The 14,757-nt window shown below is 67.8% G+C and carries 12 protein-coding genes; 11 read left to right on the forward strand and 1 reads right to left on the reverse strand.

The window, feature by feature from the left end:
• Nucleotides 1–41: 41 nt before the first annotated feature.
• Nucleotides 42–773, forward strand: a complete 732-nt coding sequence (locus QRO93_RS17770) for a hypothetical protein (protein WP_180879380.1) — start codon at nucleotides 42–44, stop codon at nucleotides 771–773.
• On the forward strand, nucleotides 773–1,396 hold the full coding sequence (locus tag QRO93_RS17775; protein WP_164086614.1) for an HAD family hydrolase: 624 nt from the start codon (nucleotides 773–775) through the stop codon (nucleotides 1,394–1,396). Before QRO93_RS17770 ends, QRO93_RS17775 begins: the two co-directional genes overlap by 1 nt.
• Nucleotides 1,397–1,574: 178 nt before the next feature.
• On the opposite strand, the gene QRO93_RS17780 is transcribed toward QRO93_RS17775, so the two are convergent.
• A complete protein-coding gene (locus QRO93_RS17780) occupies nucleotides 1,575–2,513 on the reverse strand; it encodes a carbohydrate kinase family protein (RefSeq protein ID WP_180879381.1) in 939 nt (312 codons plus the stop codon).
• 283 nt (nucleotides 2,514–2,796) lie between these two features.
• Between QRO93_RS17780 and QRO93_RS17785 the strand changes: the two genes are divergently transcribed.
• The 9 genes from QRO93_RS17785 to QRO93_RS17825 all read left to right on the forward strand — a co-directional run bounded on the left by QRO93_RS17785 (nucleotide 2,797) and on the right by QRO93_RS17825 (nucleotide 14,647).
• Nucleotides 2,797–3,843: a rod shape-determining protein gene (locus tag QRO93_RS17785; protein WP_005419402.1), complete on the forward strand. Its 1,047-nt coding sequence runs from the start codon at nucleotides 2,797–2,799 to the stop codon at nucleotides 3,841–3,843.
• Nucleotides 3,844–3,964: 121 nt separating this feature from the next.
• Nucleotides 3,965–5,101 (forward strand): rod shape-determining protein MreC, encoded by a 1,137-nt coding sequence (gene mreC / locus QRO93_RS17790; protein WP_053450828.1) that lies wholly within the window; start codon nucleotides 3,965–3,967, stop codon nucleotides 5,099–5,101.
• Nucleotides 5,098–5,583, forward strand: a complete 486-nt coding sequence (mreD, locus tag QRO93_RS17795) for a rod shape-determining protein MreD (RefSeq protein WP_008265483.1) — start codon at nucleotides 5,098–5,100, stop codon at nucleotides 5,581–5,583. Before mreC ends, mreD begins: the two co-directional genes overlap by 4 nt.
• A gap of 3 nt (nucleotides 5,584–5,586) precedes the next feature.
• Nucleotides 5,587–7,656 (forward strand): penicillin-binding protein 2, encoded by a 2,070-nt coding sequence (mrdA, locus tag QRO93_RS17800; RefSeq protein WP_285304303.1) that lies wholly within the window; start codon nucleotides 5,587–5,589, stop codon nucleotides 7,654–7,656.
• A complete protein-coding gene (gene rodA / locus QRO93_RS17805; RefSeq protein ID WP_164242977.1) occupies nucleotides 7,653–8,765 on the forward strand; it encodes a rod shape-determining protein RodA in 1,113 nt (370 codons plus the stop codon). The genes mrdA and rodA (QRO93_RS17805) overlap by 4 nt, the downstream gene beginning before the upstream one ends.
• Nucleotides 8,766–8,944: 179 nt before the next feature.
• Nucleotides 8,945–10,039 carry a rod shape-determining protein RodA gene (rodA, locus tag QRO93_RS17810; RefSeq protein ID WP_180879384.1) on the forward strand — a complete coding sequence of 365 codons (1,095 nt, stop codon included), beginning with the start codon at nucleotides 8,945–8,947 and terminating at the stop codon, nucleotides 10,037–10,039.
• Nucleotides 10,040–10,915: 876 nt separating this feature from the next.
• Nucleotides 10,916–12,061: a lytic murein transglycosylase B gene (gene mltB, locus QRO93_RS17815; RefSeq protein ID WP_006470749.1), complete on the forward strand. Its 1,146-nt coding sequence runs from the start codon at nucleotides 10,916–10,918 to the stop codon at nucleotides 12,059–12,061.
• Nucleotides 12,058–13,326, forward strand: a complete 1,269-nt coding sequence (locus tag QRO93_RS17820; RefSeq protein ID WP_180879386.1) for a septal ring lytic transglycosylase RlpA family protein — start codon at nucleotides 12,058–12,060, stop codon at nucleotides 13,324–13,326. The genes mltB and QRO93_RS17820 overlap by 4 nt, the downstream gene beginning before the upstream one ends.
• A 100-nt stretch (nucleotides 13,327–13,426) precedes the next feature.
• Nucleotides 13,427–14,647 (forward strand): D-alanyl-D-alanine carboxypeptidase family protein, encoded by a 1,221-nt coding sequence (locus QRO93_RS17825; RefSeq protein WP_008264856.1) that lies wholly within the window; start codon nucleotides 13,427–13,429, stop codon nucleotides 14,645–14,647.
• The last annotated feature ends 110 nt before the right edge of the window (nucleotides 14,648–14,757 follow it).

Genomic DNA, 14,757 nt, shown 5'->3' on the forward strand with positions numbered 1-14,757 from the left:
CCTCGACTCTACAAGAATGCGAAAACACCAAGGACCTCCGCATGAAACGACTGATCCTGCTCACCGCCTGCACCCTGGCCCTGGCCGCCTGCAGCAACCCCGAGGAAGAGCGCAAGGCGCAGGAAGCCGCCGCGGCCGCTGCGCAGGCGCAGAAGGAAGCCAAGGCCGAGGACGTCGCCAAGCAGTACGACATGGCCGTGGCCGCGCAGGACTGGGAACGCGCACGCCTGCATGGCGCTTCGCTGCTGGACCAGTACAAGGACACCGCCGCGGCCGAGCGGATCGCCGCCGGCTTCGATGAGGTCAAGGCCAAGGGCGATGCCGCGCGCGACCTGCGCCGCATGCAGGCACTGTGGCAGTACAACCAGATTCCGGTGGGCAACAAGGGCAACCAGGTCTCTGCCCAGATCTACAGCAAGGAACGGGTGGACGTGGATGGCAGCGGTGCCAAGCCGGTGCAGCTGGTGTTCCGCGATCACCCGGAATGGAAGCGGCACGCCTACCTGGTGCTGCAGGCCGGCGATTTCCGCTGCCCGCAGTGCACGGTGAAGGTGACCGTGGACGACGGCAAGCCGGTGTCGATGGCCGCCTGGCGGCCAAAGACCGATGAAGCCATTGCGATGTTCATCACCGACCAGAAGGCGCTGTGGAAGCTGGCGCGCAAGGGCAAGTCGATCAGCATCGAATTCCCGGTCAAGGCCGGCGGTACCCGTACCGCAGTGTTCGAGACCGGCGGTGTCGACGCCAGCCGCATGCCGCAGTGGTGGCAGTGATGATCGCAACGGGCAGCGCAGTGCACGCGTTGTCCGCGATCCGGCACTGGGTGTTCGACATGGACGGCACGCTGACGGTAGCCGTGCATGACTTCGCGGCGATCCGCCGCACGCTGCAGATCGCCGCCGAGGAAGACATCCTCGACCATATCGCGGCGCTGCCGGAGGCACCGGCGCAGGCCAAGCGTGCGTGGCTGCTGGATCACGAGCGCGCGCTGGCCGAGGACGCGCTGCCGGCGCCGGGCGCGGTGAAGCTGCTGCGCGCGCTGGCGGCCGCAGGCTGTCGGCTGGGCATCCTGACCCGCAACGACCACGCGCTGGCGAAGCTGACGCTGGAGGCGATCGGGGTCGGGGAACTGTTCGACGATGCCGACATCATCGGCCGCGATGAAGCCGTGCCCAAGCCTTCACCGGATGGCCTGCAGCAGCACCTGCGGCGCTGGGGCGTTTCCGCCGGGCAGGCGGTGATGGTCGGTGACCACGCCTACGACCTGGAGTGCGGCCGCGCTGCGGGCACGCACACCGTGCTGGTCAACCTGCCGGAAAACCCATGGCCGGACTGCACCGATTGGCATTTCGCCGATTGCCGCGACCTGCTGGCCGCCTGGCAGCAGAAGGGGTAGTGCCGGCCGCTGGCCGGCAGTGTCGACCAAGGTCGACACCTACCAGGGTAAAGCGTGTCGACCAAGGTCGACACCTAACAACAGCATTCCCGGTAGCGCATCGGGTGGAAAGCCCCCTTGTTGTTCAAGGGGGCGCGCCGAAGGCGCGGGGATAAGGTGGAATGCGCGGGCAATTTGGTTACGCGCTGAGCGCGTAGCCAAATTGCTGCTTGAACTGCTCGTTGAACTCATCGAAGGTGAAGCGCTGGTTCTGCGTGCCCGGGTGTTCGACCTTCAGCGCGCCCATCAGGTTGCCCATGCGGCCGATGGTCAGCCAGTCGTAGCCCTTCTGGATGCCGTAGATCAGGCCGGCACGGAAGGCGTCGCCACAGCCGGTCGGGTCGACCACGCGGCGCTCGTGCGCCGGCGGGATGTCGTAGCTCTTTTCCGGGGTGTGGATGACCGCGCCCTTCGGGCCGCGCGTGGTGATGTAGGCCTTGACCCGGCTGACGATCTCCTTTTCGTTCCAGCCGGTGCGTTCCTGCAGCAGGTTCGACTCGTAGTCGTTGACCACCACGTAGTCGGCCTGGTCGATGAAGGCACGCAGCTCCGGGCCGTTGAACAGCGGCATGGCCTGGCCCGGGTCGAAGATGAACGGGATGCCGTCCTCGTGGAATTCCTGCGCGTTCTGGATCATGCCCTCGCGGCCGTCCGGGCCGACCAGGCCCAGGGTCACGCCCGGCACGCCACGCACGTGGTTCTCGTAGGAACGCATCATCGCGCCCGGGTGGAAGGCGGTGATCTGGTTGTTGTCGTGGTCGGTGGTGATGAACGCCTGCGGGGTGAACAGCTCATCGATCACGCGCACGCGCGACAGGTCGATGCCCAGGCCTTCGAAGTATTCGCGGTACGGGCCGAAGTCCGAACCCACGGTGCCCATCGGGATCGGCTGGCCGCCCAGCAGGTGCAGGTTGTAGGCGATGTTGCCGGCGCAGCCACCGAACTCGCGGCGCATGCGCGGCACCAGGAAGGACACGTTCAGGATGTGCACCTTGTCCGGCAGGATGTGATTCTTGAACTGGTCCGGGAACACCATGATGGTGTCGAAGGCAAGAGAACCACAGATCAGAGCGGACATCGATGTAAGCCTATGCGGTGAATTTTGGGATGGGCCGGCCCGGTTCAGCGGGCAAGCAAACGGCGCCCTTGGGCGCCCGACGGCGCAAAGGTTACCCGCTGGTGCCGCTCAGGGCCAGAACCGGGTGAGACCGGATCAGGCCGAAAGCCTGTGAAGACGCGGGTTCAGCTAGTTTTTTCCTTGCTCGGCGGCAGGCGGGTTGCTAGGCTTGTCGGCCTCGATTTCTGCCCATTTTTTCGCCATCCCGCGGCGGGCACGACACCCCTCAGGACTCCTTCCTCAGATGTTCAAGAAACTCCGTGGCATGTTCTCCAACGACCTGTCCATCGACCTGGGCACGGCCAACACCCTCATCTACGTGCGCGGGCAGGGGATCGTGCTGAACGAGCCGTCGGTCGTGGCCGTGCGTCAGGACCGTGCCATTGGCGGCACCCGTTCGGTGGCAGCCGTAGGCGCCGAGGCCAAGCAGATGCTGGGCCGTACCCCGGGCCACATCACCACCATCCGCCCGATGAAGGATGGCGTCATTGCCGACTTCACCTATACCGAGGCGATGCTCAAGCACTTCATCAAGAAGGTGCACAAGTCGCGCGTGCTGCGCCCGAGCCCGCGCGTGCTGGTCTGCGTGCCGGCCGGCTCGACCCAGGTCGAGCGCCGCGCGATCAAGGAATCGGCCGAGGAAGCCGGTGCCCGTGACGTGTTCCTGATCGAAGAGCCGATGGCCGCGGCGATCGGCGCCGGCATGCCGGTTACCGAAGCCCGTGGCTCGATGGTCATCGACATCGGCGGCGGCACCACCGAAGTGGCGGTGATCTCGCTCAACGGCATCGTCTATTCGGCGTCGGTCCGCATCGGCGGCGACCGCTTCGACGAGTCCATCACCAACTACGTGCGCCGCAACCACGGCATGCTGATCGGTGAAGCCACTGCCGAGCGCATCAAGGTCGAGCTGGGCTGCGCCTACCCGCAGGCGGAAGTGATCGAGATGGAAATCTCCGGCCGCAACCTCGCCGAGGGCGTGCCGAAGATGATCAAGATCAGCTCCAACGAGGTGCTTGAAGCCCTGCACGAGCCCCTCTCGGGCATCGTCAGTGCGGTCAAGCTGGCGCTGGAGCAGACCCCGCCGGAACTGTGCGCCGACGTCGCCGAGCGCGGCATCGTGCTGACCGGTGGTGGCGCCCTGCTGCGCGACCTGGACCGCCTGATCTCCGAGGAAACCGGCCTGCACGTGCAGGTGGCCGACGATCCGCTGACCTGCGTGGCCCGCGGCGGTGGCCGTGCGCTGGAGCTGGTCGATATGCACGGCAACGAGTTCTTTGCGCCGGAGTAAGCCGTCCCGGCTGCCCGCGCCCGCTGCGCCCCTCCGGGGTGCGGCCCGCCATGAGGGTGGGCCGGCACCGGCGGGGCGCCCGCGTGTTTCCCTTCCGCCTTCTGCCAGTTGAATCGTTGCCGTGCCGCCCTACGCCGGACCTCCCGTCGCTTCCCGATCCGGTGATGCCGCCAGCCCCTTGCGGCTGCTGGCTTATCTCGCACTGGCCATCACCCTGATCGTGCTTGACGACCAGGCCGGCTGGCTCGCGCAGCTGCGCGGGCAGGCCAACAGCCTGGTGCAGCCGGTGTGGGCGCTGGCGGGCCTGCCGGGCAAGCTCGGCAACCAGGTCAAGGATTCGGCGGCCAGCCATGGCCAGCTGGTCAACGAGAATCGTGAACTGCGCAACCAGCTGCTGCTTGCCAACGCGCGCCTGACCCGCCTGCAGACCGCCGCGCTGGACAACGCCCAGCTGCGCGAACTGCTGAACGTGGCCGAGCGCAGTGGCCTGGATGTGCAGCTGGCACCGGTGCTGGACATCGACCTGGACCCGGTGAAGCAGCGGCTGGTGCTCGACGCCGGCAGCCGCGAAGGCGTGCATGTCGGGCAGGCGGTGATCGATGCCGGCGGCCTGATGGGCCAGGTGATCAGCGTCACCGGCGGCACCTCCACCGTGCTGCTGCTGACCGACCCCGACCACGCGGTACCGGTCACCGTGGCCCGCAACGGCGTGCGCCTGATCGTCTACGGCCGCGGCGACAAACTGGAACTGCGCGACATTCCGCTCAGCGCTGGTGTGGAAGTGGGCGATGAGATCGTGACTTCCGGTCTGGGTGGCCGCTTCCCGGCCGGCTTCCCGGTCGGCACCATCACCGGCCTGCGTCCGGACGATACCCATGCCTTCCTGGTCGGCGAACTGAAGCCGGCGGCCCAGCTCGACCGCGGCCGCGACGTGCTGCTGCTGCGCCCGGGCGCGGCGATCCGGATTCCGCCGGAACTGCGCCTGCAGCTGGAAGCCACCGCGCCGGGTGGCCCGGCCACGGGTGCCACCGCGCCTGCGCCAGCCACAACGACGCCGGCTCCGGCCAGTGCTCCGGTAGTGCCGGCCGCTGGCCGGCAACAGCCCTCGTTGCAAACGAGGACTGTTGCCCCCGCATCCCACCTTACCCCTGCGCCTTCGGCGCGCCCCCCTCAACAAGAGGGGGGCTTTCCCCCAGCCGGGTCCACGGTAGTGCCGGCCGCTGGCCGGCAACCGACCACGCCGGAGGCGCAGCGATGAGCCGCCTGCGCGACAACCCGTGGGTGCTGCCGGCCAGCCTGGTGGTGGCGCTGCTGCTGGGCCTGCTGCCGCTGCCGGCGCTGCTGCAGCCGCTGCGCCCGTACTGGCTGGCGCTGGTACTGGCGTACTGGGTGATCGAAGCGCCCGAACGCGTCGGCCTGGGCGTCGCCTTCGCCAGTGGCGTGATCGCCGACCTGCTGTACGGCGGCGTGCTCGGTGAACAGGCGCTGCGACTGGTGATGCTGGCCTTCATCCTGCAGCGCTTCCGTGCCCGCATCCGCTTCTTCCCGATGTCGCAGCAGATGCTGGCCATCGGCGGCCTGCTGTTCAACGACCGCATCGTCAGCGCGCTGGTCCACATCCTGGTGGGCGAGCCGACGCTGCCGTGGTCGTACTGGTGGGCGCCGCTGCTGGGCATGGGCCTGTGGCCGCTGGTGTTCGTGCTGCTGGACGCGGTGCGCTTCGGCAAGCGCGGGCGCTGAGCCATGATTCCGCGCCGCCAGGTCAAGAACCCGCACGCCGAAGCCGAACAGTTCCGCCGTCGCGCGGCGCTGGGTTTCCTGGGCGTGCTGGTCTGCCTGCTGGGCCTGGGCGGCTGGTACTTCAAGCTGCAGGTGCTGGACCACGACGTCTACGCCACGCGCTCGGAGGCCAACCGCATCAAGCCGCGGCCGGTGGTGCCCGGGCGCGGCATGATCTATGACCGCAACGGCCGCCTGCTGGCCGAGAACGTACCGGCCTTCCGCCTGGACGTGACCCCGGACAAGGTCAAGGACATGGACGCCACCCTCGAAGGGCTGGCGAAGATCATCAGCATCAGCCCGGAAGAACTGGAAGCGTTCAACAAGTCGCGCAAGGCGCGCCGCAAGTTCCTGCCGGTCACGCTGAAGCTGCGCATGAGCGACGAGGAGATGGCGCGCTTCGCCGTCGACCGCTGGCGCTTCCCCGGCGTCGAGCTGGAGCCCTACCTGACCCGCCGCTACCCCTACGGCGATCTGTTCGCGCACATCATCGGCTACGTCGGCCGCGTCGATGACAAGGATCTGGAGATCCTTGGCGAAGGCAATGCGGCGCTGACCCACATCGGCAAGTCCGGCCTGGAGCGCTATTACGAGCAGCAGCTGCGCGGCAAGGTCGGCTACGAGCAGGTCGAAACCAACGTGCAGGGCCGTGCGATCCGCACCATCGGCCGTGTCGCCGCGCAGTCCGGTGCCGACCTGCGGCTGTCGATCGACGCCGACCTGCAGCGGGCCATGGTCGCCGCCTTCGGCGACCAGGAAGGCTCGGCGGTGGCGATGGACCCGCGTACCGGCGAAGTGCTGGCGATGGTCAGCCTGCCGTCCTACGACCCCAACCTGTTCGTCAACGGCATCTCGCATGCCGACTTCAAGGCGCTGAACGAGAACCCCTCGCGGCCGCAGTTCAACCGCCTGGTGCTCGGTGGCGTCGCCCCCGGTTCCACGTTGAAGCCGCTGATCGGCCTGGCCGGCCTGGATTCGGGCGTGCGCCGCCCGGAAGACAAGGTGCTGTCCACCGGCATGTTCTACCTGCCCGGCACCTCGCGCGGCTGGGGTGACGCCCACCGCGGCGGCCACGGCTGGACCGATCTGCGCAAGTCCATCGCCGAGTCGGTCAATACCTACTACTACAAGCTGGCGCTGGACCTGGGCATCGAGCGCTTCGACCACTACATGGAGTACTACGGCTTTGGCCAGCCGACCGGCATCGACCTGACCGGCGAAATCGGCGGCATCCTGCCGTCGCCGGCTTACAAGCGGAAGACCCGCAAGGAAGCCTGGTACCCCGGCGATACGGTCAACATCAGCATCGGCCAGGGCGACTGGAAGGTCACCCCGCTGCAGCTGGCGCGTGGTGTCAGCGCGCTGGCCGACGGCCAGTTGCGCACCCCGCACCTGGTGATCCAGCAGCGCGACGGCTTCGACAGCGACTGGGCGGCGACGTCGCCCGGCGAGATCAAACCGGTCAGCCCCAACCCCAGCAACCTGCAGGCGGTGCGTGAGGGCATGATGGCGACCATGCGGCCCGGCGGCAGCGGTTGGCGCGTGGCGGTGGGTGCGCCGTACGTGATGGCCGGCAAGACCGGTACCGCGCAGGTCATCAGCCGCAAGGGCACGGCCGCCGTGAATCCGAAGAGCCTGCCGATGCACCTGCGCCACCGCGCGCTGTTCGTCGGCTTCGCGCCGGTCGAGAACCCGGTGATCGCGATCGCGGTGGCGGTGGAGGGTGGCGGCTACGGTGGTTCGGCGGCCGCGCCGATCGCACGCAAGGTGTTCGACGCCTACCTGCTGGGCAAGATGCCTGAAGGCATGCAGCCGCTGGACAGCGAGCGCGGCACCACCGCCATCGGCGCCACCGCGTTCGACAACGAAGATGCCGGTGCGCGCCAGGCGGGTGATCTCGCCGCGGGGCAGCTGGGTGAACATCCGGTGCTGGTCGGCGTGCCCGCGCCCGAACCGGCACCGCCGCCGGGCACACCGGCTGCCGCCGCGCTGCCGGCCACGCCGCGTCCCACCTCTGCGGAGCCCGCACGATGAAGGTGTTCCTGCGCTGGGCCGGCGACATGCTGCGCCGCTTCTTCAGCACGCTGGACTGGGTGTTGTGCCTGGCGCTGGGCGCGTTGATGGTGATCGGCCTGGCCACCTTGAAGAGCGCCGGTGGCGACAGCCTGGTGATGGCCCAGGGGGCGCGTTTCGCGGTGGGCATGGCGGCGCTGTGGGGCATCTCGCGGGTGCCGATCCTGCGCATCCGCTCGGCGACCCCACTCATCTACGCGATCTCGATGATCCCGCTGCTGGCGGTGTTCGTACTTGGCACCGGCAAGTACGGCCGGCAGTGGCTGGACCTCAAGTTCTTCTACCTGCAGCCGGCCGAGCTGCTGAAGGTCAGCCTGCCGATGATGGTGGCCTGGTACCTGCACCGGATGCCGCTGCCGCCGCGCTTCAACACCGTGCTGGTGGCGCTGGTCATCATCGGCGTACCGACCGGGCTGGTGATGCTGCAGCCGGACTTCGGCACCGGCGTGCTGATCGCTGCCAGTGGTGTGTTCGTGCTGCTGCTGGCGGGCCTGCCGTGGTGGTGGGTCGGCCTGGGCGTGGGGGGCGTGGCTGCGGTCGCGCCGCTGGCCTGGTTCTGGTTGCTGCGGCCGTACCAGAAGGACCGCATCATGATGTTCCTGGACCCGGAGATGGATGCGCTGGGCGCGGGCTGGAACATCATCCAGTCGAAGATCGCGATCGGTTCCGGCGGCTTCGACGGCAAGGGCTGGGGCGAGGGCTCGCAGTCGCACCTGAACTTCATTCCCGAGCAGACCACCGACTTCGCGTTCTCGGTGCTGAGCGAGGAGTTCGGCTGGATCGGCGTGGCCACCGTGCTGGCGTTGTACCTGGTGGTGATCGGGCGCTGCCTGTGGATCGCCAGCCAGTCGCGCGATTCCTATTCGCGGCTGCTGGCCGGTGCCACCGGCCTGGCGTTCTTCGTGTACGTGCTGGTCAACGGCGGGATGATTTCCGGCCTGCTGCCGGTGGTGGGCGTGCCGATGCCACTGATCAGCTACGGCGGCACCTCGGCGGTATCGCTGCTGGCCGGCTTCGGGCTGGTGATGGCCGTGCGCAGCCACAATCCGGTACACGGCGGCTACGGCTGAGCCCGGCTCCGCCGCCTTCGTAGAGTCGAGCTTGCTCGACTGCTTTTCTCCGTTGCGTAGCGTCGAGCTTGCTCGACTGCTTCTGTTGCTGCATGAAAGGCAGTCGAGCACGGCTCGACTCTACAAATGCAGCTGCCGCATGACAGCTTCACGCAAGCACGCATTGCTACCGTGCCCGCGTGGAATGGAAACGACTGTTTGGCGGCTGCCGTGAGGCGGTGCGCACGATCGACCTGCCGTTGCTGGTTGCGCTGTTGATCCTGATGGGCGCCGGCCTGGCGGTGCTGCACAGCGTGTCCGGCCCGGTGGCCGGGCAGGCCGCGCGCTTTGCCGGTGGCCTGCTGGCCATGTGGCTGTTGTCGCGGGTCCCGCTGCTGCGCCTGCGCGCGTGGACACCGGCGTTGTATGCGCTGTCGATGCTGCCGCTGATGGCGGTGTACGTGATCGGTACCGGCAAGTACGGGCAGCGCTGGCTCAACCTGGGCGTGTTCTACCTGCAGCCGTCCGAACTGCTCAAGCTCAGCCTGCCACTGATGATGGCCTGGTACCTGCACCGGCAGCCGCTGCCACCGTCGCCACGCACGGTGCTGACCGCCGCGGTGCTGATCGGAGTTCCCGCGGTACTGATCCTGATGCAGCCCAACCTGGGCACCGCCACGCTGGTCACGGCCAGCGGCGTGTTTGCCCTGTTGCTGGCCGGCCTGCATTGGGGCTGGGTCGCCACTGGCGCGACCGGGCTGGCGCTGGCCGCACCGCTGGCGTGGTTCGGCCTGCTGCGGCAGTACCAGAAGGACCGCGTGCTGACCTTCCTCGACCCGGCGGCGGACCCGCTCGGCACCGGCTGGAACATCCTGCAGTCGCGCATCGCGATCGGCTCCGGTGGCTGGCAGGGCCGCGGCTGGGGGCAGGGCACGCAGGCCACGCTGGATTTCCTGCCCGAATACACGACCGACTTCGCGTTTTCAGTGTTGGCCGAAGAGTTCGGATGGATCGGCGTGGCGACGGTGTTTGCGCTTTACCTGTTCGTGGTCGGGCGCTGCCTGTGGATCGCGGTGCACGCACGCGACACGCACGCACGGTTGCTGGCCGGCAGCCTGGGGCTGGCGTTCTTCGTCTACGTCCTGGTGAACGGTGGAATGATTTCCGGCCTGCTGCCGGTGGTGGGCATTCCGATGCCGTTGATCAGCTATGGCGGGACATCGGCGGTTTCGCTGTTGGCCGGCATCGGGTTGGTGATGGCGGTGCGCGGGCATCGGCCGGTGCACGGGGGATAGGGATTCCAGCCAACGGCGCCGCCCCTCGTGGGTGGGCGCGTAACGCAGGTCATGTAATTGGGGCGGGCGCGTCCACCCACGAAAAGAAAAAAGAAGATCAAAAGCAAAAGCGGCCTGGCGGATCGCTTCATTGCCTTGTGTAGAGCCAAGCCGTGCTCGGCTCACGAGCAAGCGCAGCGCGCGACCCGCTTTTGATCTTTTTTCTTCTCCGTGGGTGGCAGGCCACCGACATCTGTCAGAGGGCGGTCGGGTTGGGTCCGCGGGGGTGTCAGCCGCATGGATGTGGCTGCCAAGCCCCCAAGGATGGGTTCACGGCGTCCCCCGCGGACCCGACCCGACCGACCCACTCGCTGCTTCTGCTTTCTGCGACAAATCCAACCCACCCACGAGGGGCTGCGCCGTTGGCTGGAAATTTCCTGACTCTGCGCAACGCCCGTTGTGGAAGCGTTCTCACAGCAGCCCGCAGCTGCATTGCCACTGACCGAAGTCCATAAAAAATGTAATCCGGTTCACACTTTTACGCTGCGTTGATCCTGATCAATGGACTTGTCGTAATCGGCCTGCACAATGGCGGCCCGTTCGGCACGGCGCGCCGTCAATCGTTGCAGCGCGAGGGGGCGTCGGGCGGGAAGCAGTACTGATCCAACGGGTACAGGGAGCGCGGGGTACTGCCACTGGGGAGCGGCAGCCGCGCAAGGTACCGACCGGATCCGGTCGCCGGTTGCGTCTGCGGGGATGGGGGCGCAACCGGCAACCTCTATCTGAATGGGGTGGGTCGATCACGACGTCTTCACATTTCCCGCTGAACGCGGGCAAATCGTTGTGATTCATGGTGTTAGGGGTTTTAATTCATCCATGACCTGCTAACCTGCGACGATGATTCGACGCACTCTGGCCTGCATGCTCACCCTCGGCCTGGTCGCCTGCGCGACCCAGCCGAAGTCCCCACCGTCTTCGCCCCAGGCCAGCAGTACGCCACGCCAGCCCGCCAGCAAGGCCCATGGCCCGGCCGAGGCCGCGCCCGAAGCCACTGCGGCCACCGCGCCGCCGGTCGATCTCACCCCGGTGCCGTTCGAGGTCGCGCGGGCCCGCTTCATTGCCGATACCGCCAAGCGCTATGGCCTGAAGCCGGAGCAGATCAGCAGCGTGCTCGACCAGGCGCAGGTGCGCCAGCCGATCATTGCTGCCATGTCGCGCCCGGCCGAACGGGTCAAGCCGTGGAACGAGTACCGGCCGATGTTCATCAGCAAGGCGCGTATCGATGGCGGCCGCGCGTTCCTGGCGCAGCATCGCGCCGAGCTTGATCGCGTGCAGCAGCGTACCGGCGTGCCGGCCGAAGTGATCGTGGCGATCATCGGCGTGGAAACCAGTTACGGCAAGAATGCCGGCAGCCATCGCGTGCTGGATGCGCTGTACACGCTGGCGTTCTATTACCCGCGCAGCGGCGACCCGGCCAAGCTGGAACGCGAAGTGCGCCGCGAGCTGTTCTTCCGCGATGAGCTGGCCAAGCTGTTCGAGCTGGGCCGCGAAGAGAAGCTGGACATCACCACGCTCAAGGGCAGCTATGCCGGTGCGATGGGCATGGGCCAGTTCATGCCGTCCAGCTATCTCGATTACGCGGTGGATGGCAATGGCGATGGCCGCCGTGACCTGTTCAACAGCTATGACGACGTGTTCTCGTCCATCGCCAACTACTTCGTGAAGAAGGGCGGCTGGGTGCGTGGCGGCCAGGTCGCCGTGCCGGCCACGCTGGCGCCGGGGCGCGAGGAGTTCAACCCGACCGAGTGGATGCCCACCTGGTCGCTGGCCGACCTGGCGCAGCGTGGCTACCAGCCGAGCGCGCCGGTGCAGCCCGGTGCCACCGCTACCCCGATCACGCTTGAAGGCAGCACCGGCAAGCAGTACTGGCTGGGCTTCCAGAACTACTACGCGATCACCCGCTACAACCTCTCGAAGATGTACGCGATGGCCGTGTTCCAGTTGTCCCAGGCCATCGCCGGACAGGAGCTGCCCCCGGCATGAACATCAGATGGTTGGCCCCAGGCTTGATCGTCCTCGCGCTGGCGGCCTGCAGCAGCGCGCCGAAGAAGCCGGCCACGGCCGGCCATGGTGGCAAGTCCAGCGGCACGCTGGTGCAGGGCCGCGGATCGCGCCCGGCGCATTGCCCAGACGGTTCCCCGTACGCGGCGGCCAAGGAAGACCTGAGCACCCGCGGCAACTACACCGCCGGTGGCCTGTACAAACCGGGCGTGCGCGACAGCACGCCGGACTACATTCCCAACGTGGCCTGCATTCCCGAGCCGGAAGTGACCGCCGAGGAACGATCGGCGATCGGCAACAAGTCGCCGTACGTGGTGCTGGGCAAGTCGTACAACGTGCTTGACGACACCCGCAACTACGTCGAGCGCGGCACCGCGTCGTACTACGGCGCCAAGTTCCATGGCCGCCTGACCTCCAACCGCGAGGTCTACGACATGTACCAGTTCACCGCCGCGCACAAGACGCTGCCACTGCCCAGCTTCGCCCGCGTGACCAACCTCGACAACGGCGAGTCGGTGATCGTGCGCGTCAACGACCGGGGGCCGTTCCATGATGGCCGCGTGGTTGACCTGAGCTATGCCGCCGCCGTGCGCCTGGGCATCACCCAGCGCGGCACCGGCAATGTCGAGGTGCGCGCGCTGCAGCCGGGTGAGAGCAACCTGCTGGCGCAGAAGCCGTCGCGCCGCGAGCGCCGCGCCGCCGAAGCGGCCGCCGCCACCGCCGTGGCCAGTGCACGGCCGGCACCGGCGGCGCGGGCCAACGCCGACAGCGACATCGATCGCCTGGTCCAGCGTCTGCCGGCCGACGGCATGCCGGCACGCGGCCAGCCGGCCACCACCCAGGGCGTGGCCAGCACCGCGCCGGACGTGGCGGTCAGCAGCCTGCCGCCGAGCGCACTGCCGGTGCGCAGCTCCGCACCGGCACCGGTTGCGGTGGCCAGGGCGGCACCGCGTGCGGCTGCGCCGGCCCCGGTACGTTCCGCCCCGACGACACCCAGCCTGTCGCAGCAGGTGGTCGGCGCGGTGATGGTGCAGGTCGCCAGCTTCTCCAACCGCGACAACGCCAACCGCGCGATGGGCCAGCTCAATGCCGCAGGCATCGTCGGCGCCACCATCAGCGACATCGCGGCCGGTGGCCGCACCCTGTTCCGCCTGCGCGTACCCGCCAGCGACCATGCCAGTGCCGCGGAACTTGTCGGCCGCATCGCCGGTCTGGGCCTGGGTTCGCCGCAGATCGTCAAGGATTGAACCGCCCGGGCCGGTGCTGCCGGCCCGTGCTCCCCCGGCCTTACAATGGCCGTTACGTTCCACCCTCCATTCCCGGCCGTCCCCTGGAGCCTGCTGTCCAATGAATTTCCGTTCCGCCGCCACTGCCCTGGCCGCCACCCTGGTGGTGGGTCTGGCTTCCGCCCAGACGCCGCTGCCGACTCCGGCCACGCCGGCGCCTGCCGCCGCCGCTGCTGCCCCGGCCACTGTCGCCACTCCGCCGGCCCCGGCGCCGAGCGTGTCCAAGGCCTGGGTGCTGATGGACTACGCCACCGGCCAGGTGCTGGCCGGCGAAAACGTCCACGAGCAGCTGGCCCCGGCCAGCATCACCAAGGTGATGACGTCCTACGTGATCGCCGCCGAGGTCAAGAACGGCAAGGTCCGTGCGGACGACCAGGTGATGATGAGCGAGCGCGCCTGGCGCGAAGGTGGCGCCGGTACCGATGGCAGCTACAGCGGCTTCCCGGTCAACCAGACCGCACGCCTGGAAGACATGGAAAAGGGCATGGCGATCCAGTCCGGCAACGACGCCGCGATCGCCCTGGCCGAACATGTGGCCGGCAGTGAAGAAGCCTTTGCGTCGCTGATGAACAGCTACGCCGCCAAGATCGGCATGAAGGACTCGCACTTCGTCAACGCCCACGGCCTCACCGCGCAGGGCCACCACAGCACCGCCTACGACCTGGCGCTGCTGGGCCGCGCGATGGTGCGCGACTACCCGGAAACCTACGCGTACAACAAGATCAAGGAATTCCAGGTCGGCAACATCAAGCAGCCGAACCGCAACCTGCTGCTGTGGCGCGATGGCAGCGTCGACGGCATCAAGACCGGCCACACCTCCGAGGCCGGTTACTGCCTGATGAGCTCGGCCCAGCGCGGTGACCAGCGCCTGATCGCCGTGGTGCTGGGTGGCGCGTCGGAAAAGCAGCGCGCCGATGACAGCCTGGCCCTGCTGAACTGGGGCTTCCGCTTCTTCGAGACCCACCGCCTGTACGAGCCGGGCAAGGCCGTGGCCGAGCACAAGGTCTGGAAGGGCACCACCGACAAGGTGCAGCTGGGCGTGGCCCAGCCGATGCTGGTCAGCGTGCCGCGTGGCCGCTACAACGACCTGAAGCCGAGCATCGATGTGCCCAAGACCCTGGAGGCACCGTTCACCGCCGGCCAGCAGGTCGGTACCGTGAAGGTCACCCTGGATGGCAAGGTCATCGCCGAAGCACCGCTGGTGGCGGTGGCCGCCGTCGAGCAGGCCGGCTTCTTCAAGCGCCTGTGGGACAGCTTCTGGATGTGGTGGGAATCGGAATGATCCACGCCGCGGCGTGGTGAACGAAAAGGCCGGCGAAAGCCGGCCTTTTCTGTTTCGGGATGGCGGTTGCGGATGCGGGTAGTGCCGGCCGCTGGCCGGCTCCTCATCAA

The sequence above is a fragment of the Stenotrophomonas maltophilia group sp. Smal17 genome, assembly GCF_030237045.1.
GTDB classification, from domain to species: Bacteria; Pseudomonadota; Gammaproteobacteria; order Xanthomonadales; family Xanthomonadaceae; genus Stenotrophomonas; species Stenotrophomonas forensis.